Source organism: Schaalia sp. Marseille-Q2122, from assembly GCF_903645355.1.
Taxonomy (GTDB): Bacteria; Actinomycetota; Actinomycetes; order Actinomycetales; family Actinomycetaceae; genus Pauljensenia.
Window position 1 is genome coordinate 56,786 of sequence record NZ_CAHJXR010000008.1, and the last position, 22,410, is coordinate 79,195.

General features: G+C 60.0%; 20 protein-coding genes and 1 pseudogene. 13 read left to right on the forward strand and 8 right to left on the reverse strand.

Annotated elements, in window-relative coordinates; all coding sequences use genetic code 11:
* The first annotated feature begins 76 nt into the window (after positions 1-76).
* Both HWX48_RS09860 and HWX48_RS09865 read left to right on the forward strand, forming a co-directional pair.
* Positions 77-829 carry a GntR family transcriptional regulator gene (locus tag HWX48_RS09860; RefSeq protein ID WP_175957094.1) on the forward strand — a complete coding sequence of 251 codons (753 nt, stop codon included), beginning with the start codon at positions 77-79 and terminating at the stop codon, positions 827-829.
* Positions 830-927: 98 nt separating this feature from the next.
* A complete protein-coding gene (locus HWX48_RS09865; RefSeq protein ID WP_175957096.1) occupies positions 928-2,037 on the forward strand; it encodes a transaldolase family protein in 1,110 nt (369 codons plus the stop codon).
* 279 nt (positions 2,038-2,316) lie between these two features.
* Here the strand turns inward: HWX48_RS09865 and HWX48_RS09870 are convergent, their stop codons facing one another.
* The 6 genes from HWX48_RS09870 to HWX48_RS09895 form a co-directional block, all read right to left on the reverse strand.
* On the reverse strand, positions 2,317-2,709 hold the full coding sequence (locus HWX48_RS09870) for a hypothetical protein (protein WP_175957098.1): 393 nt from the start codon (positions 2,707-2,709) through the stop codon (positions 2,317-2,319).
* 200 nt (positions 2,710-2,909) lie between these two features.
* The gene (locus tag HWX48_RS09875; RefSeq protein WP_368483994.1) at positions 2,910-4,271 is read right to left on the reverse strand and encodes an alpha-L-fucosidase; all 1,362 of its coding nucleotides are present in this window, start codon (positions 4,269-4,271) and stop codon (positions 2,910-2,912) included.
* A gap of 2 nt (positions 4,272-4,273) precedes the next feature.
* A complete protein-coding gene (locus tag HWX48_RS09880; protein ID WP_175957101.1) occupies positions 4,274-5,137 on the reverse strand; it encodes a carbohydrate ABC transporter permease in 864 nt (287 codons plus the stop codon).
* Complete coding sequence (locus tag HWX48_RS09885) at positions 5,130-5,960, reverse strand: carbohydrate ABC transporter permease (protein ID WP_175957258.1); 831 nt, start codon at positions 5,958-5,960, stop codon at positions 5,130-5,132. The genes HWX48_RS09880 and HWX48_RS09885 overlap by 8 nt, the downstream gene beginning before the upstream one ends.
* Before the next feature lie 174 nt (positions 5,961-6,134).
* Positions 6,135-7,391, reverse strand: coding sequence for an ABC transporter substrate-binding protein (locus tag HWX48_RS09890; RefSeq protein WP_254873065.1), 1,257 nt, complete (start codon positions 7,389-7,391; stop codon positions 6,135-6,137).
* A gap of 452 nt (positions 7,392-7,843) precedes the next feature.
* Positions 7,844-8,698, reverse strand: a complete 855-nt coding sequence (locus HWX48_RS09895) for a PP2C family serine/threonine-protein phosphatase (protein WP_175957105.1) — start codon at positions 8,696-8,698, stop codon at positions 7,844-7,846.
* 396 nt (positions 8,699-9,094) lie between these two features.
* Between HWX48_RS09895 and HWX48_RS09900 the strand changes: the two genes are divergently transcribed.
* Complete coding sequence (locus tag HWX48_RS09900; protein WP_175957107.1) at positions 9,095-9,598, forward strand: YchJ family protein; 504 nt, start codon at positions 9,095-9,097, stop codon at positions 9,596-9,598.
* A gap of 21 nt (positions 9,599-9,619) precedes the next feature.
* The gene (locus HWX48_RS09905; RefSeq protein WP_175957109.1) at positions 9,620-9,964 is read left to right on the forward strand and encodes a hypothetical protein; all 345 of its coding nucleotides are present in this window, start codon (positions 9,620-9,622) and stop codon (positions 9,962-9,964) included.
* 18 nt (positions 9,965-9,982) lie between these two features.
* Here HWX48_RS09905 and HWX48_RS09910 read toward each other — a convergent pair.
* Positions 9,983-11,142, reverse strand: a protein-coding gene (locus HWX48_RS09910; protein ID WP_175957111.1) for an IS3 family transposase whose coding sequence is annotated in 2 segments (ribosomal slippage) — positions 9,983-10,867 and positions 10,870-11,142 — 1,158 coding nt in all. Because the reading frame shifts where the segments join, the coding sequence is not laid out codon by codon here.
* Between the two features lie 142 nt (positions 11,143-11,284).
* Here HWX48_RS09910 and HWX48_RS09915 point away from each other — a divergent pair.
* The 9 genes and pseudogenes from HWX48_RS09915 to HWX48_RS09955 form a co-directional block, all read left to right on the forward strand.
* Positions 11,285-11,587 (forward strand): annotated as a pseudogene (locus HWX48_RS09915) (IS1634 family transposase); the annotation flags it as partial.
* A gap of 139 nt (positions 11,588-11,726) precedes the next feature.
* A complete protein-coding gene (locus tag HWX48_RS09920; RefSeq protein ID WP_175957114.1) occupies positions 11,727-13,028 on the forward strand; it encodes an ISL3 family transposase in 1,302 nt (433 codons plus the stop codon).
* A gap of 1,048 nt (positions 13,029-14,076) precedes the next feature.
* Positions 14,077-16,686, forward strand: a complete 2,610-nt coding sequence (locus HWX48_RS09925; RefSeq protein ID WP_175957116.1) for an alpha-L-fucosidase — start codon at positions 14,077-14,079, stop codon at positions 16,684-16,686.
* 146 nt (positions 16,687-16,832) lie between these two features.
* A complete protein-coding gene (locus tag HWX48_RS09930) occupies positions 16,833-17,174 on the forward strand; it encodes a hypothetical protein (RefSeq protein WP_175957118.1) in 342 nt (113 codons plus the stop codon).
* Entirely contained in the window at positions 17,171-17,488 is a 318-nt protein-coding gene (locus HWX48_RS09935) for a hypothetical protein (protein ID WP_175957120.1), read from the forward strand. Before HWX48_RS09930 ends, HWX48_RS09935 begins: the two co-directional genes overlap by 4 nt.
* A gap of 14 nt (positions 17,489-17,502) precedes the next feature.
* Positions 17,503-17,850: a hypothetical protein gene (locus HWX48_RS09940; RefSeq protein ID WP_175957122.1), complete on the forward strand. Its 348-nt coding sequence runs from the start codon at positions 17,503-17,505 to the stop codon at positions 17,848-17,850.
* Between the two features lie 4 nt (positions 17,851-17,854).
* Entirely contained in the window at positions 17,855-18,988 is a 1,134-nt protein-coding gene (locus HWX48_RS09945) for a WXG100 family type VII secretion target (RefSeq protein WP_175957124.1), read from the forward strand.
* A 574-nt stretch (positions 18,989-19,562) separates the two neighbouring features.
* Positions 19,563-20,207, forward strand: a complete 645-nt coding sequence (locus HWX48_RS09950; RefSeq protein WP_175957126.1) for a glycohydrolase toxin TNT-related protein — start codon at positions 19,563-19,565, stop codon at positions 20,205-20,207.
* A gap of 47 nt (positions 20,208-20,254) precedes the next feature.
* Positions 20,255-20,845: an Imm61 family immunity protein gene (locus tag HWX48_RS09955; protein WP_175957128.1), complete on the forward strand. Its 591-nt coding sequence runs from the start codon at positions 20,255-20,257 to the stop codon at positions 20,843-20,845.
* Positions 20,846-20,885: 40 nt separating this feature from the next.
* Here HWX48_RS09955 and gndA read toward each other — a convergent pair whose 3' ends face one another.
* Positions 20,886-22,355, reverse strand: a complete 1,470-nt coding sequence (gndA, locus tag HWX48_RS09960; protein WP_175957130.1) for an NADP-dependent phosphogluconate dehydrogenase — start codon at positions 22,353-22,355, stop codon at positions 20,886-20,888.
* Between the last annotated feature and the right edge of the window lie 55 nt (positions 22,356-22,410).

The following is a 22,410-nucleotide window of genomic DNA, read 5'->3' on the forward strand; positions in this document are numbered from 1 at the left end:
TTGTCAGTACAAATAGTCTGAATTGTGTGCTTTGCGCTACGATAGAGCGATCCGCTTGTTCTCCCAGGGGCCCATCATGAGTGAATCTCTTGCACCTTTTGCACTGACAATTGAGCTTGACCGCAACTCCCCCGTGCCCCTCTATGACCAGATTGCCAAGCCTCTGGAGGACCTTATCCAGTCGGGTGAGCTCGCTCCGGGCCGCCTCATTGAGGACGAGGTCTCTATGGCGAACCGCCTGCAGGTCTCACGTCCAACGGCTCGGCGGGCCCTGCAAGACCTCGTCAGCCGTGGATTGTTGACGCGCCGCCGCGGGATTGGCACGCGCGTGACCCCCACCCATGTGCGGCGCCCTTTGAGCCTGACCTCCCTGCAGGATGACCTCACGAAGGCCGGCTTTAAGCCGAGCACGGAGGTGTTGAATTACGAGGTGCGCCTGGCCAGCGCCAGCGATGCGGAGCACCTGGGATGCCAGGAGGGTGAGGAGATTGTCTCGATTGTGCGTCTCCGTCGCATTGATCAGCGTCCTTTGGCGATCCTGACGAATTTGATGCCAGCGTCGATTGCGCCCTCGATTACCCAGTTGACCTCCGGTGGCCTCTATGCGGCTTTTGCTTCTTTGGGGATTCATCCGAGTTCGGCGCAGCAGTCGATTGGTGCGCGTTTTTCTCAGCCGGAGGAGGCGGAGCATTTGGGGATTGCGCACCCCTCGCCCGTGTTGACGATGCGTCGCACGGCCTATGACGCCTCGGGGAAGATCGTGGAGTATGGCAATCACGTGTACAACCCGGAGCATTACTCCTTCCACCTGAATCTGACTTCTGAGTGAAAGCTTGCTGGGAAACTTCCAAATTCCGAATTTGTCCTAACAAAGCCTTGACATAGGGGCAAGTTTGTCATTCACTTGATGGTATGCACCCGCCGCCAATGGGGACGACGGGTATCAACCATCAGGAGTTTGTCGTGAGCACCTTTGCGCCAGGACCGCTTCTTACTGCGGCCCGCTCATTCCCGTCCGTGACATGGAATGATTCCTCTGACCTGGACGAATTGCGTCAATCCATCTCCTTCGGCGGCGTGGGCGCCACCTGCAACCCCGTCATTGCACTCACCACGATCTCCGCCCACCTCGACACCTGGACGCCCCGCATCCAAGCCATCGCCGACGCCCACCCCACGTGGAGCGAATCCGAAATCGGCTGGCAGGCCGTCAAGGACATGTCCGTCGAGGCCGCCGCCTTGCTTGAGCCCGCTTTCGAAGAGCACAAGGGCCGCAATGGCCGCCTGTCGGTTCAAACCGATCCGCGGTACTACCGCAACGCCGACAAGCTCGCGGATCAGGCCGAAGAATTCCACCACATGGCGAAGAATATTATCGTCAAGATTCCCGCCACCGAGATCGGCCTCAAAGCCATTGAAGAAGCCACCTACCGCGGTGTCTCCATCAATGTCACCGTCTCCTTCACCGTTGCCCAGGCCGTCGCCTCCGCAGAAGCCATCGAACGTGGCCTCAAGCGCCGCGAAGCTGAGGGTCTGTCCATTGATGAGCAGACCGCCGTCGTCACGCTCATGGTGGGACGCCTTGATGACTGGGTGAAGGAAGCTGTCGCACGCAAGGGCATCTTCATTGATGCCTCCGCTTTGGAGTGGGCGGGCGTGGCCACCTTCAAGAAGGCCTACAAGATCTTCCAAGAACGTGGATACCGCTCGCGCGTCTTGGCCGCAGCCTTCCGTAATGTCTTGCACTGGACCGAACTGCAAGGCGGCGACGTTGTGGTCTCCCCGCCCTTCAAGTGGCAGGCCATTATTAACGCCTCCGACTACGAGCCCGTCGCCCGCATTGACGAGCCCGTCTGCGAACACTACCTCAAGGAACTCAGCCGAGTCCCCGAATTCCTCGAAGCCTACGAGGAAGATGGCCTGGCCGTGGAGGACTTCCAAAACTACGGCCTGACCCGCAAGACCCTGCGCCAGTTCCTCCAGGCCGACGCGGATCTGGACAGCCTGGTGCGCAACATTATCTTGCCTGCACCCTAAAGGCCCTGTCTCCTCCCCTTAGGGACAGTGGCACCCGCCGTGCGGCCCGAGACTCCACCCCTTCGTCTCCGGGCCGCACGGTTTTATGTGCGCTCGCCCTATCACGCGGGCGCGACGGGATCTCCTCATACGCCCCTCCCCGCCACTACAGCTCACTTCAGTCTCGGCGCCCAACTGTGCACCCAAGGCGGAATTGAGCCCACGTCGGCGCCTGTACCGCGTGAACGCACATGCGGGAGTCCATTGGCGCTTGATCAGCCGGTGAACCAGGCTGCGCGCCTACGCTTGCTCCTTCAACCAGGAGCATAGAAGCTGGCAGTCATCAGGAGAGAGCTCAGCGATAATACGCTCGCCCTCGAGAAGCAAGAGGGTACCCTCTGCAAAAGCCATCCCCTGCAGCGCCTCACCTACCGCGCTGTCAGCCACAATCACTTCAGGTGACACCAAGAAGTAATCGCCCGGCGGCTGGGAGTCTCGGTCGGCTTCAATGAGGATAGGCCCGTCGCAGAGTTTGAATAGCTCCTGATAGTGAAACCCCAGGCTGAACTGCCCATCAGAAATGACAACGCGTCGCCGCATCTTGCGCCAAGTGGCCAGCAGTCCTCGAGGTGGTACCTCGTCAACACGAATATCGAGATTATTAAGAACGATGGACTTTGGATCATTCATCATTGCTCCCCAATTGCGCTAAGGCTTGTGTAGAGATCATTGCATGCGGGGCCATATCCCGTACGAGAGCCCTTGGAACATAACAGTCCTCAAGTAGCACTTAGGTCACCCTAGCGCCCAGGTGTGCACCCAGGGCAAGATCCGGCCTCAAACAGGCGTTTTCTCCGCTGGCGTCACACGTGGGCGCTGCTGGATAGACGCCTTTAGGCTTTCGGCGCCACCACAATGATGGGCGTGTCAAAGACACCGTGCACCGTCACTGACCCGTCGGCACACTCCACGTCAGCACCAACAACAGTGCCCTTGACACGCGCAGCTGACCAGTCAAAGCCTTCAGGTAGGTTGGACAGCAGGAAAGTGCCCTTGCAGTCATCACTCACGCTCTCCGAAGCGAGGAACACCGCGCAGTGATCCTCGTGGCCGATCGCTCGCACCCACGCCGACGTGCCGGTGAAGGCACACACGGCTTCTGGCGCTTCCATGGCATGTCCGCGAACCAGTTCCTCCTTACCAGCAACCATCCACGAGGCCATGCCTTCCAGGCAGTCGATCTGCTCTTGTGGCAGCGTGCCGTCGGCGCGCGGGCCGACATCAAGCAGCAGACGCCCACCCTTGCTCACGACATTCACCAAGTGCTTAAGGGCCGCAGCAGCACTGAGGTAATGCTCGGGTCCTTCGGCGCGGTTATAGCCAAAGGACAGGCCAATACCGCGGCAGTTTTCCCAGGTTTCCTCGCCCTCGTTTTCCGACATGTGCTGGTATTCGGTGGTGAGGAAGTCGTGGTGAACGCCGCCGTAGCGGTCATTCGTCACGCCTTCGGGGCAGCGAGCGTAGAAGTATTCAAAGAGACGACCCAGGCCGTACTCCTCGAAGTGTTTGCCCTCGTCGGGCCACTCAATGTCATTCCAGAACACGTCGGGCGTGTAGCGGTCGATCAAGTCCACCGAATGCACGTAGCAGTAGCGCGCGTACTCAGCATCCTTCGGGCGGCAACGGTCCATCACGTCATCTTGGTGAATGATGGGGCGGAAACGGCGGTAGTGCCAGTCCAATCCACCCGAGTAGTACACGCCAAAACGCATCCCGGCGGCGCGGGTGGCCTCGGCAATGTCAGCGACGAGGTCGCGGCGCGGGCCGCGGCGGACCGTATTGCGATCCCCCGTTTCGGGCGCATCCCACAGGGTCACGCCGTCGTGGTGTTTGGTGGTGGGCACGACGTAGTCGGCGCCCGCTCGTTTGAAGAGGTCGGCCCAGGCGGCGGGGTCGAAGTTGACCGGATCCCACATGTCGAGGAAGGCCTCGTAGGACAGGGTGCCGTAGAGGTCGAAGTGACGCTTGGCGGCCTCGGAGCCGGGGATGCGGATGGTGTTGAAGTACCACTCGGCGTAGGCGTTGTGGGTGAACCACTTCTCCCAGTCTTCTTCCTCGCCGAGCTCAGCGTAGGGCTCAGCCCAGGCGGGCACCGAGTAGGGGCCCCAGTGGATGAAGATACCCAGTGGCGTGTCGGTGAACCATTGCGGGGTGGGACGTTTGAGGTCCTCCCAGGTTGTTGCGGTGAACTCCATTGTCATCGGCCTCCGAATGCGCCCAGGGCGACGCCCTTTTCCAGCTGTCGTTGCAAGAATACGACGATAAAGATCGAGGGGATAGTCGCCATGGTGACTGCGGCCATCATCGGACCCCAGTCGGTGCCGCGTTCGCCGGAGAACATCTGCAGACCAAGGGGGATCGTGGCCAGGTGGGAGTCATTCACCACGATCAGCGGCCACAGGAAGGTCGACCAGTAGTCGATGAAGGCGAACACGCCGACCACCAGGATCGGTGCCTTGAGTAGGGGCAGGAGGACGTGGAAGAGAATGCGCACGTCACCGCAGCCGTCAATGCGGGCGGCTTCCTCGAATTCGCCGGGCAGGGAAAGCAGGAACTGGCGAATAAGGAACGCACCAAAGGCGCCAAAGGCGAAGGGCACGATCAGGGCGAAATAGCTGTTGACCAGTCCAGCCTTTTGCATACCGATGTAGAGGGGGATCACGAGGACTTCTTGGGGCAGCACGAGGGTGCCCAGGAAAAGCAAGAAGAGGTGATCACGGAAGCGGAAGCGTAGGCGCGAGAAGGCGTAGGCCGACAGCAGGGACACGGTCATCACCAGCAGGGAGCCCGCGGTGGCAACCAGCAGCGAGTTGAGGATGATTCGCCCAAATGGCATGGATTGCAGGGCAGAGGGGTAGTTCGACCACGCGATCTCACTGCCCATGAGTGAGGTTCCCGTGGAGAAGACCTCGACGGTGGGCTTGAGGGAGGTCACGACCATCCAGAAGAAAGGGAAAAGGAAGAACGCGCCGATAACGGTCATGCCGATGGTGGAGATCGTCCGGTTGAGCACGCTGCGCTGGGTCACGCTGTGGTGGCTGGTGCTGGAAGTCTTAGGCATCGTAGTTCACCCACCTCTTCTGCTGTGTGAATTGAAGGGCGGTGATGAGCATGACAACAACGAAGAGCACCCAGGCCATTGCTGAGGCGTAGCCGAGCTTATCGAAGGAGAAACCGTTGCGGTACAGGTACAGCACCATGGTGTTCGTGGATTCACCCGGGCCGCCCAGAGTGAGGAAGTAGGGCTGGGCGAAGACCTTGAAGGCGCCGATGACGGTCATGACCGTGCAGAAGAAGACGGTGGGAGAGATCATCGGGAAGACGACGAGGAAGAAGCGGTTCCAGCTGTTGGTGCCGTCAATCTTGGCCGCTTCCAGTACCGAGGTGTTCAGGCCGTTCAGGCCTGCGGTGAGGACGACGATGTTGTAGCCCAGGCCCTGCCACAGGGACATGAGTAGCAGTGAGCCCATGGCGAGGGTGGGGTGGTTGAGCCAGGGAATCGGGTCAATGCCGAGGGTGCCCAGGGCATTGTTGACCACGCCGTTGTCGTTGAGGAGAAGACGCCAGATGAGGGCGTTTCCTGCCATGGGCGTGACCACCGGGATGAAGAAGATGACGCGCATGAGGCGCGACCAGCGTTCCGGGATGGCCTGGAGCCAGTAGGACAGGGCGATGGCGATGACGAGGTTAAGAATGGTGTAGAGGATGGCGAAGACCACGGTGTTGCGCATGACCGTCCAGAAGGCGGGGTCAGCGCCGCTCAGCATCCTCGTGTAGTTATCGACGCCGACGAATTCGGCTCCTCCGTGGAGTGACCACGAGAAGAAGGAGATAACAAGGGAGGCGATCAGGGGGATGACGATGAAGAACAGGAAGCCGAGCATGCCCGGGCCAAGGTAGATGGCGGCTTTGAGGCCATCCCCTGTGCGGGTGTCCGCAGGGGCTTTATCGTCCCTGCGGACACCCTTCCTGTCTCCATTGCGGGTGCCCTCGAGGGCGGCAGTGGAAACACTCACGTTGGGTCCTCGCTATTCAGTAGCGTGTGGCTGCTGGCGCTCTTACTGAGCGCTACCTGCGATGGCAGCAAGCATGTCGGCTGCGGTCTGGGTACCGCGGTAGCCTTCAGGGCTGTACTGCACGAAGGAGGTCGACACCTGGTTCCAGGAGTTGTTGGAGACGAAGGGGATGCCCTTCTTGAGGAGTTCTTCGATGGCGGCCACGTTGTCTGCTGGCTTCTTAGCTGCCCAGCGCTCAACCTGGGATTCAACGGAGGGAACGGTGCCCTGGGTTTCTGCCACGGCGCCGATGACCTCGGGGGTGACGAGCTTCATGAGGACCTTGAAGGCGCCTTCCTTGTCCTGGCAGGTCTGGGAGATGCCAAAGCCGGAGCCCTGGATGACGCCGATGGTGTCACCGGAGGGCGAGGGAATGACGGCAACGCCGAGGTCTTCGCCGAGTTCCTTTTCGAAGGCGCCGTACATCCAGGGGCCGTCGAAGATCATGGCTGCGGTGCGTGCATTGAATGCGCCCTGGGCGACGTCGTCGCCGTCAGCGGCGGAGGGGGCGGCAGCGACCTTGTGGACGTTGACGAGGTCGAAGGCGAATTGGACGCCGTCAACGAATTCCTTGTCGGTGATGCCGAGGGTGCCGTCGGCCTTGGTGACAACGCCACCGAAGGAGTGGGCGAGGGTGCCGGGGGCGTTGTCCATGAAGCCGGACTTGATGGCGACACCGTACTTGCCGTCCTTGGTGAGGGCCTTTGCATCGGAGAGGAACTGTTCGGTGCTGTAGTTCAGGCCGGGCAGTTCGAGTCCGGCTTCCTTGAACATGGCCTTGTTGTAGAAGAGGACGTCGGGTTCTGCGTCGTAGGGTAGGGCGACGATGTTGCCGTCGACGGTCATGCCCTTCATCATGGCGTCGTTGTACATGGAGACATCGACGTTGTTTGCCTTGATGAGGTCATCGAGGGGGGCGAGGATGCCCTTGAGTTCCTGAGCGCGTGCAGCCTGGGTGGTGAGGATGCAGGGTGCGTCAGGGTCGGTCATGCGGGTCTTGACCTTGGTCCAGTAGTCGTTGAAGGCGGGGCCGTCGAAGGTGAGGGAGAACTCCGGGTCGGCTTCCTTTGCTGCGTCAACGAAGGCTTGCCACTGGGCGCGGTCATTCGCTGTAGATACCCAGGTGAACATTTCCTTGGTGTGGTCGGCGCCGTCGGCGGCTCCGCTTTGTCCGCCTCCTCCTGAGCAGGCGGCAACGCCAAGAACCATTACTGTTGCGGACGCGATGGCGGCAACCTTGTGGAACGTCTTCACTGTCATCATCCTCCTGAGGATGTCACCCCTTCGTGCGTGTTTGACGTCATCGTCACGAAAGTCATTCTGTGTTTATGTGGAACGAACTCCGTAGTTCGCGGTGGCCCTTCTCGGCTGGCCTTCGTTAGCGCTACCGAGACTGGGCGACTACACCCTCCGTTGGGTGCCAACACATGAATGTTACATGGTCTGATTATGTTAGGACAATGGAATTCGCAGGCAATTTTCAGGAGAGCGGATAAAATGGCGAACTTCCGCCAAAAAGTACCGCAACGCAAGTTTTCCAGAACGCCACGGTCATCCGTGCATGACTACTGACAAAGAGAGTTTGTACTGTCATTTACTACCACCCTACTTCCCCGCCACCAGCTCCCCTCAAAAGGCCCCTGACAGGCAAAACGGGTGCAGTCGAACAATGTCCACTGCCCGGCCAAACCCCGTATTCGCACGCCCGCACGTCACATGCCGGTAACCTCGTGCATCTGCGCAAGCGCGCGCAACCTCGCGGCACAATCTTCAGGCAGGGTGTCACCGTCAACGATTCCTGGATCCGACTCAATCACCATTTCCTCGGCAGAACTCCACGACGGCCAGGCTTCACACACGTCGACCACCACCACCGTGACATTGTCTCTGCCGCCCGACTCAATCGCCGATTTCACGAGGCACTGGGTGGCCTCTTGGGGGTCTTGCACGCCTGCGAGGATGTGCGCGATGACCTCGTCGCTGACTTCACCATGCAGACCATCTGAGCACAGAAGGTAACGGTCACCCGTGACAGCAGGAAGAGTGAGTTGATCAATGGCGAAGCTGGCACCAAAACCCGCACCCAGCGCCTTTGTCAGCACATGCTTTCGTGGCATGACCTCAGGAAATGCCGATTCCACAAATCCCAGCGCACAGAACTCCTGATACTCCGTGTGATCGACTGTCAGCTGCGTGAGCTCCCCGCTCCGATACCGGTAGACCCGAGAGTCCCCGATATTGAAGATCCGCACGCAGGGCAGTTCAGCATATGTTGAGAAGACAATTCCGGTCATCGTTGATCCGGGTGCACCCTCTGACCGTCCGAGTTCAGACAGACTTCGAGTGGTGTAGTAGAGCGCGGCCAGCACCTCACTTGAATCTGCGAAACCACCGTGAGGGGTGTGAGCGCTCATTTCCTCAATCACCTTGGCAGAGGCAACTTCACCCGCACGATGCCCGCCCATTCCGTCTGCAACAACAAATAGCGGAAAGCGCGCAATATAGGAGTCTTCATTACCGCGTCGAACCAGACCTTGATCCGTTGAGACACCGGAAGCAATGCTCACCCCACATGGGCTGTTCTCTCCAACCGTGGTGGCATTGGCAGCGAAATACACACCACTCACCTCCGATTCGTGTGGGCCTGAAAAGGCGTGCACACAGGAGAAACGGGCACTCCAGCCCATAGCAGTGTCACCCTTTGTGTCTGGCCATCATCGTCGGTGGGCCAAGTATCCATATTTGCTTCCTGTGCGTCGTGGCATCAAACTCTGCGATCCTCGCAGCGCGTCTCATTTCCTTCCGCCACTGTCTTTTGACAGTTGAGGAGGAAGCGCGCCGCCAGCAACACTACCGTGATTGTAGTCCCCGGAAAGAGTGCCGCGAAAACGCTCGCAGTATCTTTTTCAGCATTTTCCGATACACCCGTACGTGCTACTTTTCCCTGTGCGTAAGCTCGACGCATGGCGATCTTTTCATCTTCCAACGCGGGAGCTGCGGCGACAGAGCCCTGCCCCTGCCTTTCGGGCCGCGTCCTTGCGCAGTGCTGCCTGCCCTACCTTGAGGGAGCACCCGCCCCCACGCCTGAAGCGCTCATGCGCTCGCGCTACACGGCCTTCGTCTTTGGCGACGAGGACCACCTTTTCCGCACCTGGCACCCCCGCACTCGGCCTCGCCCTCCCCTGTGCGACCCGTCAGTTCGCTGGCGGGGGGTGGAGGTCCTGCGCGCGCAAGTGCGGGCAGTGACCTCGAAGGACGAGGGCGACGCCGCAACCTCGTTGCGTGAACCCTCGCCCATCGGTGTGGTGGAGTTTCGCGCCCACTGGAGCGATGCGAGCGGGCGCAGCGGCGTCATGCACGAGGTTTCCCGCTTCGACCTGACTTGCACAGGTGGTGCGGTTTTTCCTTGCTTGGGTCCTGTTTTTCGTTGGTTTTCTGCGGTTGTGTTTTCTGTTTTGGGTCACTAACGGGGCCTTTAGAATAGGGGCGTGACCCCGTTTATTCGTCGTGTGAGAACTGCTTCTGGTGCTGTTGCTGTGCAGATTGTGGAAAAGCAGGGACGCAAGAACGTCGTCCTCAAACACGTCGGTTCGGCACATTCTGAGGCGGAGTTGGCTGTGTTGATGCAGGCCGCACGCGAGGAACTCCACCCTGATCAGCTGGCTTTCGATTTCGGGGCGTTGGAGCAAAGTAAGGTTGAACCTTTACAGGTCACTCACATGCAAGCGGGCGTGTTGTGGAAGGTCCTCGAACAGGCTTACGCTGACCTTGCTTTTGACGTGCTGGACGATGAAGCGTTTAAGCAGATGGGGGACTGCTGTAGGTTTGGTTGACAGTTTTCCTTCTGGTTTTCAGGCCGCGATTGATACGGCTGGTTCCATGATTGTTTCGTATTCGATGGGTGTCAACTTCCCCAGCGCTCGCTGGCGTCTCTTCCTGTGATAAGTCCGTTCGATCCAGTGGGTGATCGCTGCTGACAGCTCGCGCCGGGTCGCCCAGGATTTGCGGTCGAGGACATTCTTTTGCACGAGGGCGAAGAAAGATTCCATCGCGGCGTTATCCCCACACGCTCCGACTCTGCCCATCGAACCTTTCGCCCCGTAGGCTTTCAACGCGGCACCGAACTTCCTGGATCGGAATTGCGAGCCTCGATCCGAGTGAACAATCACGCCCTTGGGCTCACCGCGCTTCCTCATTGCGTCCTCAAGTGCCGCCACCGCGAGGTGTGATTTCATCCGCGCGCTAGTCGCATACCCAACGATTGTGCGTGAACACAGGTCCTTGATCGCGCATAGATACAGTTTCCCTTCCCTCGTCCAGTGCTCAGTGATATCTGTGACCCAGGCCGTGTTTGGTGTATCAGCGTGGAAGTGGCGTTGGAGCAAATCATCATGAACCGGAGCACCCGACTTCCTCCCACGCGGCTTTCGCCGAGCAATGACAGAGAACGCCTGGATCTTCGAGCACAATCGCCATACGCGCCGCTCGGAAATCTTCACGCCTTGCCCGTGAAGCTCATCAGCAATGAACCGGTAGCCGAACTCTGGATCATCAGCGTGGATCTGGCGAATCTTGGCAATGATTTCCTCGTCTTGGGCTTGCCTGTCTGAGACAGGGCTGGCTAGCCATTTGTAGAAAGCTTGGCGAGAGAATTTCAATACCCGAGCCGCGATCGTCAAGGTTGCCTTTCCTTGAGCGATCAGTTTTTCCACGGTCGGGAAGATCTTTTTGGGCGAATCGCCTCCTGGCTCAAGTAGGCTGCTGCGGCGCGCAGGACTTCGTTTTCCATCTCTAGCTCACGAATCCGCTTCAAAGCGGCGCTCATCTCCTTGGCGACCTCCGGGTCACTCGAGGGGCTCATCCCGTGAGCCTGTAGGCGGGCGTCAGTGATCCATTTCTGTAACGAGGACCGCGAGACACCCAGATCAGCGCATACTTGCCGGCGGCTCATCCCTGATTCGACCAGAGCGACCGCGTCAGCCTTGAACTGATCAGAATACAACTTCGGCATAATCAACATCCTTCCCCTTGCCCCACACACGTGAAGCAAGCCAAGTGTCAACCAAACCTACAGCAGACCCGTGCTCGAGGAGCTAGGACGTGAGCCGATGCATCGCAACTCCTACCAGGCATCACTGAAACGCTGCGCTCAGCGTTCCTACCGGGACCGGCTTGCTCAGGCCTGCTTTGCTCACACCAGCACTCATGGGGATTTGTCCCTTGTGCTTTATGACGTGACGACCCTGTATTTTGAGGCCGAACGTGAGGATGAATCCTGGGATGCCAATGGGGCGTTTCGCCGTATCGGGTACTCCAAAGAACGCCGGGTTGACCCCCAAATCATTGTTGGCCTACTCGTTGACCGGGCGGGAAACCCTCTGGAGGTGGAAGCCTTTGAAGGGAACAAGGCTGAAACCCACACCCTCATCCCCATTATCGAGCGCTTCCAAGACCGCCACGGTGTTCATGATTTCGCCTCTTCCCAAATGAGGGTGTGGGTGGGTGTGAGCTAGTGCGGGGGTGTTGGTGTGTGGATAGGCGTTGAGGTCTTCCGATGATGGGAGTTAACACAGCACCCAACGGGAAGACCTCAACATGCCCAACGCTACCTTCATTGAGCCTGATTTGACTACTTTTGCTGGTTTGGACGGCCTTGGGCTCATTGTTACCGGCCAGTGTATTGAGCCTGAGCGAGCAGTGCTCGAATGCCGCGTGGTAGAGCCGGATAACTGGTGCAGGAGGTGTGGCTGCCAAGGACTAGTACGCGACAGTGTGACGCGAAGGCTTGTGCATGTGCCTTTTGGGTGGCGTCCTACCAGTTTGTTGGTACGGCTGCGTAGGTACCGCTGTCGGGAGTGTGGGCATGTGTGGCGACAGAACATGGAGTCAGCAGCAGCCCCCAAAGCACTCCTGTCCAGACGGGCGGCGCGATGGGCGTTGGAAGCGGTTGTGTGCAAGCACTTGAGCATAGCTAGCCTCGCCCAGGGGCTAGGGGTGGCTTGGGATACCGCTAACGACGCTGTAGCGGCTGAGGGCCTGGAGGTCTTGATCAATAACCCGGCCCGGTTTGACGGTGTGAGAGTTATTGGCGTGGATGAGCATGTCTGGCGTCATACACGCAAAGGAGACAAGTACGTTACTGTCATCATCGATTTGACCCCGGTCAGGGACGGTACTGGCCCGGCCCGTCTGCTGGACATGGTCCAGGGGCGTTCCAAACAAGCTTTCAAGAATTGGCTAAGCGAACGCGATCAAGCCTGGCGTCGGGGCGTTGAAGTGTTGGCCATGGACGGTTTCACCGGGTTCAAAACTGCCGCGAGTGAGGAATTACCCCAGGCCAGGGCCGTGCTAGATCCCTTCCATGTCGTCAAACTAGCAGGAGATGCGCTTGACCAGTGTCGGCGGCGTGTTCAACAAGAACTCCACGCACGCCGTGGGCGATCAACTGATCCCTTGTATAAGGCCCGCCGCACCCTACACACCGGCATCGACCTGCTCACCCCTGTCCAGCACAAGCGTCTAGAGACGCTGTTTGCCAACGATGACCATGCCCAAGTTGAGGTCACCTGGGGCGTGTACCAAAAAATGGTGGCCGCCTACCGCCATCCCGACAGGGCCAAAGGCAAGCAACTCATGCAAGACCTCATCACCGCGATCTGCAAAGACGTGCCCGAGGCCCTTAAAGAGATCAAAACCCTGGGACGAACACTAAAGAAACGCGCCACTGACATCCTGGCCTACTTCGACCACCCCAAGACCAGTAACAGTCCCACCGAAGCCATCAACGGTCGCCTCGAACACCTACGCGGCACCGCTCTGGGCTTTCGCAACCTGACCAACTACATCATCCGCAGCCTACTAGAAACAGGCGGCTTCAAACCCCACCTACACCCTTAAATCGGAAGAGCCCCATATCTGATACATATCGCAATGTATCCAGTTGAGGTCAATATAACGTTCAAAAATTGCCGCTTTCAAGTGCTTCACAAAATATGAACATACGTTCCCGTTAGCGAACATCAGTTCAAGGACACACATAATTTTGCGCTAAGTTCTGGTGAATACTGTGTGAGGCTCTGTTTATCCAGGTGGGAGGCTTTTCGACTTCTTCTCTTCTGATGCCGCGTCCGCGTAAGTATGGAGAAGCTGCGCCTGAAGCTGTGCTGTCATGGGATTTTCAGTGCTCGCTGTTGGTGTACCTCAGGAACCTAAGGCGGTTTCACAGGTAGTTGTCGAGACTTTTGGACTGCTCACAGAAGCAGGTGGAACCGTCCTTGCTTTCGCTCCTTTCTGGCTTAAGGATGGATTATTTTTGTGGCACAGGAGTTTCTTGGGAGTTCAAAGAGCGCGCTGTTCGTTCAGCGTTCGATCACTAGGAGGTACATGGTTGTTCGTCCTTTGCGGCGGCTGAATCAACCGGCTTCAACTCTGTTGTTTCCCCGCATTCAGTGCTGGAGTGGACGAAATAGGACGCAGGCGCTTTAAAGGATGGTGAAGCAAGCGCTATCGGTGACGCAGCAGAACATGCTCACCTTCGCTGGGAGAAGCGCAAACTGTGACGGATCGACGAACTCCTCAAGGAAGCGTCACCAACTTCGAGATCTCACTCGTTCTAGGCAGCCTTTCCTTCGTAACGCCAAGCTTGCGCACGATTGAGACACAACTGCCGTGACCGATAGCGTCGGGTCATCAATCAAACGATAGTCGACCCGGCGCGCTGCCCGATCCTTGTACTCCTGTAAATATTGTTGGGGAATAATCCAATCCTCCTCGAAAGACCGAGGTACAAAACTCAGGACGGTTCAGAACTCCAACTTTGGTCGCACCTGGTGGTGAAAATTTCCCCTTTTTGGGCCTGTTTTATACCACCAGCTGCGACCAAACTCTTTTAGCCACCTGTGGGACAGCGTTCTGGCACGCGGTGTGCGCCCGTAGAATGGCAGCCATGTCCGCAGCCAATGATGTTCCTGCCTCGACCGTTACCCCCTGCCCTGCCACCGCCCCGGCACTTCCCGCCCTGCCTGTGCGCGGCGTGGATGGCCTCGTCCCCCTGAATGCTGATGCGCGCATTGCCGCCTGGCAGCGCCTGCAGTTTGGCCTCTTTGTGCACTGGGGGGTGTATTCCCTGTACGAGGGCTCCTACCGGGGTGTCCCGCAGGGGATTGGCTATCCGGAGCAGATTAAGGCGTGGATGCAGATTCCTGACGAGGAATACCTGCAGGCCGCCCGCGAATGGCATGCTGAGGAGTGGGATGCGGCCGCCCTGTGCGCTGCGGCGAAAGCGGCGGGCATGACCTACGTGATGATCACGACGAAGCATCACGATGGTTTTTGCATGTGGAACACGGCCACAACGGATTTCAATATCGTCGCCCAGAGCGCCTTCGGCCGCGACCCCCTGGCTGAGCTTGCGCGTGAATGTGCGGCTCAGGGCCTGGGGTTGGCCTTCTACTTTTCCATTATTGACTGGACCCAGCATGAGGCAGAGCCCTACGCGAACCTCAACGCGATCCCTGAGTCGATGATGCCCCTCATTGTGGCCCAGATTGAAGAGCTGCTGACCAACTACGGGCCGATTGTCGAGTTCTGGTTCGACATGGGCGGACCGACGCCCGATCAGTCTGAACGCCTGGCGGCCACGGTCCGCCGCTGCCAGCCGAGCACGACGGTGATGAATTCGCGCGTGTGGAATGACTGCGGCGATTTCGAGGTCGGCGGCGATAATGACATCCCCGACTTCTTCCAATACGGCCCCTGGGAGTCGGTGCGCTCGATCTTCCCGGCCGCCTGGTCCTATTGCACGACGGACAAGTGTGACCGTTCGCCTGAGACGATCATTCCGCAGGTCAGGGCCGCTATTGGTGACCTGGTGACGGTTCTTTCTGGGGGCGGGCAGTTTGCCTACAATATTGGCCCGATGGGGTCGGGGGCGATTGACCCCTACGACCGGCAGGTGTTGGAGGGGATTGGCGCGTGGATGGCGCGTCACCCGCGAGCGCTACGAGGCGCCCGCCCGACCTGGCTGCCGATTGAGGCCGCCTCTGGTGCCTGGCGGGCGACCGCCACCGACTCGGAGCTCTACCTGTTCCCGGCCCAGTGGGAGGAGGGGCTGGAGATTCGTCTGCCGGGTGTGGCCAACGCGGTGTGGCGGGCCGAGGTTGACGCGGCGGGCGCGGGTGCTCGCGGTGGGGTCAGCACCGTCCGTGCTGTCAGCGGGGTCGGCACTGTCGGCTTGGTCGGCGGGGACACTCATGCCGCCTGCACTTCCGGCACCGCTGACTCCTCCTCCGCTGCGAGCCTCAACAGCACCGTCTTTGACGAGGCCGCCCGCGCCCTCCCTGTGCGCCGCGAGGGCAACGAGTGCGTGGTGACCCTCGTGGGCCCCTGCCCTGATGACATCCAGCCGGTTGTGCGACTGGAGTTGGATGGGCCGCTACGTCTGCTCCCTGCGACGGCAGTCCCCCTGGCTGCCGCCCCTGAGGAGGATTCGTCCCGCGCGTGGGCGACGCTGCGGGGCTGCGACCTCGTGGCTCACCGCAGTGCGAAGGGCTACGGCGGGGGCTTTGCCGCCTTCGATGCCGTGGTGTTCAATGCGTCGGACACTGGGTTCCCACATGTGAGCCTACGCTTTTTCTTCGACGAGGGCGACGCCCCCTCCCCCACCACCATGTACCGCCTGACCTGGGGCGATACCTCGATTGACGTGAGTGGTACCGAGCTGGCTGCTGGCCCTATTCGCCTGGATACACACGTGGGCGCACATGTGGGAGCACACGCGGCGGCGCGCCTGCGGATCGAATACGCCCACCCCTTCTATTACGCCGATGCCCTTGACCTGCGTGTGGCGAGCATTGAGGTGGAGTGTTTCGCACACTCCCCCTCCCCCAGTGTGCCGGTCGTTTCTGCCGAGCCCGCCAGTGTTGGGGCTTATGCGGGCGAGCGCGTGCGCCTGGCTGCGGCTGTGAGCGGCTGGCCTGCGCCCAGCTACCAGTGGTATCGGGTTGATGTGGACGCGCTGGATAGCGAGGGCCTTCCTGGTGTTGCGATCCCGGGCGCGACGGCCTCGGTCCTTGAGATCGCTGGACCTGAGATCAGCGCGCCCGAGAGCGCCGGAGCACAGCACGCACACTCAAGCGCGTGCTACGTCCTCGTCGCCACTAATGAGCATGGCAGCGTCACCACGCAGCCCGCCACCATCACCCTGCGCTCTGGTGAGGCCCAGCGCGGTGTTCCGCCGCGCGTGGGGGCGATTACGGTGGAGGCTGTCATGGGTGAGAACCTGTCCATGTCCGGCGATGGGGCGAACCGTATTGTCACCATCAGTGCGGGCACGGTGCTGGGCTGCGCGGTGGAGGTCAGCGGCGACCCCTACCCCACCCTGCAATGGCAGTTGCTGCCCAGCGGGGCTGTGGACTGGGAGGACCTGCCCGGCCAGAGTGCCCCCACCTGGACGCGCATCATTGACGAATCCTTCAACGGTGCCAAACTACGCGTGCAGGCCGCAAACCCCGCAGGCGTAGTAACGAGCGGTATGGTGACTCTGCGGGTTTTCTGAGGCGCGTTTTCTGGTACAGGTTTTCTGAGCCGAGTATTCGAACTTTGGCCAAAAGAGTGATGCGACTCACACGCACGTTTGACCTTCTCAGATTCAATTTGAATTTTAGACTTGGGGAGTTGTGGTCCCGTAAGGGGAGAAGGGGTGTGGCTCTGTTGGGTTCTGAGCTGGCGTTGACTATTGGCGCTCAGGGGCGTGCTGGGGATATGGTGCGCCAAGCGCGTGCTGAGCTTGAGGCGGCGTGGGGGACGTGCGTCGATGATGTCGAATCCGCTGGTGCTGGTGTGCGTAATGCGGGGATGCCCGTTGTGGGTGAGGCGATTATGGCCTGGGGTGAGTTGCTTGCCGAGTTGGTGGGGGATTTAGAGGCTTTCGCGGGGGCGTTAGACGCTGTGGATGTGAATGCTTCTGCGGTGGATCGTCAGGTTGAGCAGGCTTTCACTCAGGCTCTCAATAGTCTGCCTGACAGTGAGGTGGGTGCGCAGTGAATGCAGCAGAGTTAGTGCATTCGTGTGCGGCGTTGAACCAGATGAGTGGGGCGCTACGTAAGATGCGCGGAACGCTTGTGGGGACCAGCGCCGATTTGGATGAGTCCTTAAGGGTTGCTTTGGCGGGGTGGAGTCAGGATTCAGCCTCTCGTCAAGCTCAGATGCAGCGCTGGGAGCAGTTACACGCCCAAACTAGGAGGCTCAGCACGGCGTTGGGCGCAATCATTCAGGCTGTGGATGCGATCAACCTGGAGGCCGGTGAGTGTGAGGATCACACGGTGGCAATGGTTGTTGAGGGGCGCGTAGCGTGGTAGGTAATGATTTTCGCGTGGAGACGTCCTCACTGGCCTCGCTGGCCTCAGAGTTGGACACTCTGGTGGGGGATCAATGGCGTTTTGATGTCGAGGATTTCCTCCCGGCTCGTTTTGAGGTCACCGACGAGGACGTGTGGAGGGCAGTCAGCGTGTTTCGTGACCGGTGGGAGCTGGGCATGAACGCCCTCACTGAAGATCTTGCCCAGGTCAGTGAACGTCTCAGCGCCGTTGCGGGTAGGTATATCGAGTTTGACCAGACCGCCACCGAGGCTGGCCAACGCGCCCTTGAAGCGGTCCACGCAGCAGCGTTCCGTTGCCCCGCACCCACTCCAAGTACGCACCCTCACACCAGCCAGGAGTAGGGGCATGACGGGGCGGGTATTCCACGTTAACGCCAACCCCGGCGCTATTGCCAGCCGGGCCACGACGTTGCGTGAGCGCGGCCAGAAGGTGTGTGCCGTAGCAGACCAGATGCGCACCCTTGGGCCCGGCTTGTGGGAGGGCCCCGCAGCGCAGGCTTTCCATGAGCGCTTCACCCTTGAGCCTGACCGGTGGGAGGAGATGGGTCAAGCCTTCATTGATGCCGCCCAATCCCTGACCTCGTATGCCCAGGCCCTCCAAACCGCGCAAGACCACGCCAGTGAGTGCCAACGGCGTTACGACGAGGTTCAAAGCATGCGCGCCCAGCATCGCGCACACCCCCAGGCCAGCATCACCGATCAGCCTTACGCGTGGAGTGTGAGCCCCCGTTTTTCTGATCTGATTGGACCTGACTTTGCGGGGATGGAAGCAGCGATCGAGGCCGACTGGCAGGCTGCGATAGCCGATCTGAGATCTTCCTCTACTGCGTGTGTCAACGCCCTCAACGCCGCCTGCGCTAACGCCCCCCAACAACGCTCCTGGTTTGACGTACTCAACGCCTACCCTCGCGGCCAATACGAAGCCGGCATGGACATCGCCCTAACTGGCTTGCACACTCTCATCACACCCGTCACGCTCGCATGGCAAGCCGGTACCGGCAAAATCTCTCCGGAGGCCGCATGGAAAGTTCTCAAGGCTCCCTTTACCCACCTGCGGGACCTGGGGCAAGCCTTCATCAACGCGCCCCTGGACACCGCTGGCAACATCATCTGGACTGCCCTTGACATTGAGGGCCTCGCTGACGATGCGCCCCGCGCCCTAGGTAAACACACCGCCAATATTGGCTTGTCTCTCCTCGGCGGAGCCACCTTCCTGAAAAGCGCCAAAATCCTGCATACCCTCAGCCGCCATGTCAACCCTCCTGCCTTCGTTAAAGGTGTTCACCACCACACCCACCTTCCCTCCAATGAGCTTGGCATACGCCGCAGGCCCACAGACCACGCCCCTCATCACCCACCACACCACCCCACAGACTCACACACACCCACCCTCTCAGCCTCCTCCCTGACAGCACCCACCCACTCCCCACCCCAGACTCCACCCCGCACCAGCCCCAACACCAACGCCAGCTCCGGCTGAGGTAAATCCCTTCGCTGACCTCGAACGCCGCCTCAACACCCACACCCACACCACAAACAACCCCACCAACTCACACATCGACCACGACCGCCTCCTCCAACGCCTCAACCCCAACCACCACACCAACACTGACGCTCCTGCGCCCACCACACCCCCTGACATCACCCGCGATCATCACCTCCCCGCCAACCCCGATCGCGACCCCGCGCCCGAGCCCAGCAACACTCACCACCTCGCCGAGAACGACGGCCCAGAGCACCCCGAACACCCCACCACCACCGAAAACCCCACCCACTCAACACACCCCACGAACACGCCTCTCGATAATGCGGAGGCGACAGCGACGTATGACCCTCACTCCACCCAACCTTCCACCCTGCCAACGCTCAAGAGTGAAGAAGAAATCGCCGCTCTGACACGACCCACAGGCATCAGCGACAAACACTACGAAACCCTACGCCTCGAACGCACCCAAGCACCCACAGGAATAGACCACCTCGCACGCACAATCCCTATCGTGGGAGACAACTCGGTCCCGCCCCCTCGCGATGCTTCTGCCCTTGATCAAGGCACGTTGGCATTGGTCGAAGATGTGGGAGAAGTCCTTGGTAGAGATCAGTACGGGAATCTGCGTAGCTATAACCAATGGTGGGATGAGACCATCGGACGAAACAAGATATGGCCTGAAGATGGCGAGAAACTGCCTGTAGAAGTGCGCATTCCTGAAGGAGCAAAACTCGCCCCCGGAGTCAACGAGCCAACGCAGTACACCATATGGGGTGGAGCCTTTAAAGAATCCGTGATTGACTGGGGAGGCGACAAGGCTCGCTCACTGGCAGAGGGCATCGTACATCAGGAAGGTAGCCGAAACGACCTTCTCGCAGCCTTCAAAGCTCACTACGACCTACCTTCCGAGGGCGCTATCTATTTCGACCGTGTCGGTGAACCTAATGGTGGGTTCCTCGGATTGATCGGCCCCGACGGTCCAGCGAGTTTCGGTGAACGTTCTCTTAACCCATCGTCTCTTCATAAGACCTATTACGCATACCAACTCATCGAAGACAACATTCCCGACGACTACACCATCCGATCAGGCATCACGGCGCCCTACCATGGAGGACAGGGCGGAGCCGTCCAACTCCAGATCTTCAATAGCCATGGAGACGAAGTTAAAGTTGAAAAACTCATCATTGACGGCGTGCTAAGAAAGGTCATTTGATGACGCTCCTACAGAAACTCGTGGAATTCACCCGACACAGGGGACCCATGCCTTCCTATCGGGACGACACTAACGAACTTATCTTCGACGGCGACATCGAGCGCTTCGCCTTCCATTTTTGGGAAGAAAACGGCCTCTGGCATTACGGGGAAAGCGGAAGCAACAACAAACGCTCCACTGAGCTTTCCACTCCTGACTTCGATATCGCCCTACGCTGGCTCATTTACAACGTCGCAGGCTCAGCCCGCCACCGTCTAAGATTCCATCCCCTTAGAATTCCCATTGATGGGGCTCTCGATCACGAAAACATTGCGACCGGATGGTCCATCCAACTCGATGATGATCTTATCGGCCAGCTCATCACCCCCGATGGCAAGGTCCTCGACATGCAAATGCAAGTATCCACCCGCAGAGCCGCGCAACTTGTGATCCTCTCCCACCTCATGGCCTACACGCCCGAACAGCTCCTCACCTCCTACATGGACCCCTACGGACGCCCGCATCTGACCCAATATCTCCACGAGGACCCCGCCCTCACACGCATAGGCAAACCCTCCCACCCCATCCCACCCCTAGAAACCGCAAACTGGGGAAAGTCCCCTGGCCATGTGAGCCGCGCACGCAGCGCCACCTCGTAGCAGCCAGGGGGACCTCTAAAAAGCCAGAGTTAAGGGAGCATCAGCTCCACTGCTCCTCGGGCCTGCCCTCCACAGCCCACAGGGTGTGGAACACGCCCTCGCGGTCCACACGGAAGTAGGTGTGCGAACCGAAGAAGTCGCGCTGGCCCTGGATGAGGGCAGCCGGCAGGCGCTCGGCGCGAATCATGTCGAAGTAGGACAGGGACGAGGCAAACACCGGGATCGGCACGCCACCAGCAGCCGCGAGCGCCACCACGCGACGCAGCGAGGGCACAGCCGCCTGAATACGCGAGGCGAAAGGCTCGGCCGCCAGCAGCAACGGCAGCTCGGGGTCAGCCTCGTAAGCCTTCGTAATGTCGTCAAGGAAGACGGCGCGAATAATGCAGCCAGCGCGCCAGATCTTAGCGAGCGCGCCCTTGTCGATCTGCCAGTTGTAGGCGGCGGCGCCGGCGCTGATCTCGTCAAAGCCCTGCGAGTAGGCGACGATCTTGGAGGCGTAGAGGGCCAGGCGCACGTCCTCAACGAAGGCTGCGCGCTCGGCCTCGTCAATGACGATGGGCGCTGCGCCACCTTCAAGGGCGCGGGCGGCCAGGCGCTGCGGGCGCGACGAGGAAGCACCGCGGGCGAAGGTGGCCTCACCAATGCCGGTCACGGGCACGCCCAGGGACAGGGCGGTCTGCACCGTCCAAGCGCCGGTGCCCTTCTGGGAGGCCTCGTCGACAATGAGGTCCACCAGCGGCGTGCCGGTCTCGGCGTCCACCTGGCGCAGCACCTCGACGCTGATTTCCATGAGGTAGGAGTTGAGTTCGCCCTCGTTCCACTGGGCGAAGATGTCGGCCACCTCAGCGGGGGTGATGCCCAGGCCGCGGCGCAGCAGGTCGTAGGCCTCGGCGATGACCTGCATGTCGGCGTACTCGATGCCGTTGTGCACCATCTTGACGAAGTGGCCAGCGCCATCAGCACCAATATGGGTGCAGCAGGGTTCGTCACCCACGTGGGCGGAGATCTTTTCAAACATGGGGCCCAGGCGGTCGTAGGACTCCACGGTGCCGCCAGGCATGATCGAGGGGCCCCACAGGGCGCCTTCCTCGCCGCCGGAAACGCCGGCGCCCACGAAGTGCAGGCCGCGGTCGCGCGCCCAGGATTCGCGGCGGACCGTGTCAGAGAAGAGGGCGTTGCCGCAGTCGACAATAATGTCGCCGGGCTGCATGTAGTCGGCCAGCTGGATCATGGCGGCGTCGGTAGCCTCACCAGCCTGCACCATAATGATGGCCACGCGAGGCTGCTCAAGGGAGGCAACGAACTCTTCGACGCTTTCGGCGGGAATGAAGGTGCCCTCAGAGCCGTCGCCGTGGTTGCTCATGAGTTTTTCAGTGCGCGCCAGGGTGCGGTTGAAGACGGCGGTGCGGTAGCCGTTGCGTGCGAGGTTACGGGCGAGGTTGGCGCCCATCACTCCCAGGCCGTACACGCCAATGTCAGCAGAGCCGGTGGCGGGCGTTGGGAAACTCATGGGTGTTCTCCATTCACTAATCCGTGCGGATGTTCTGGGTTAAGCCTATGCGGAG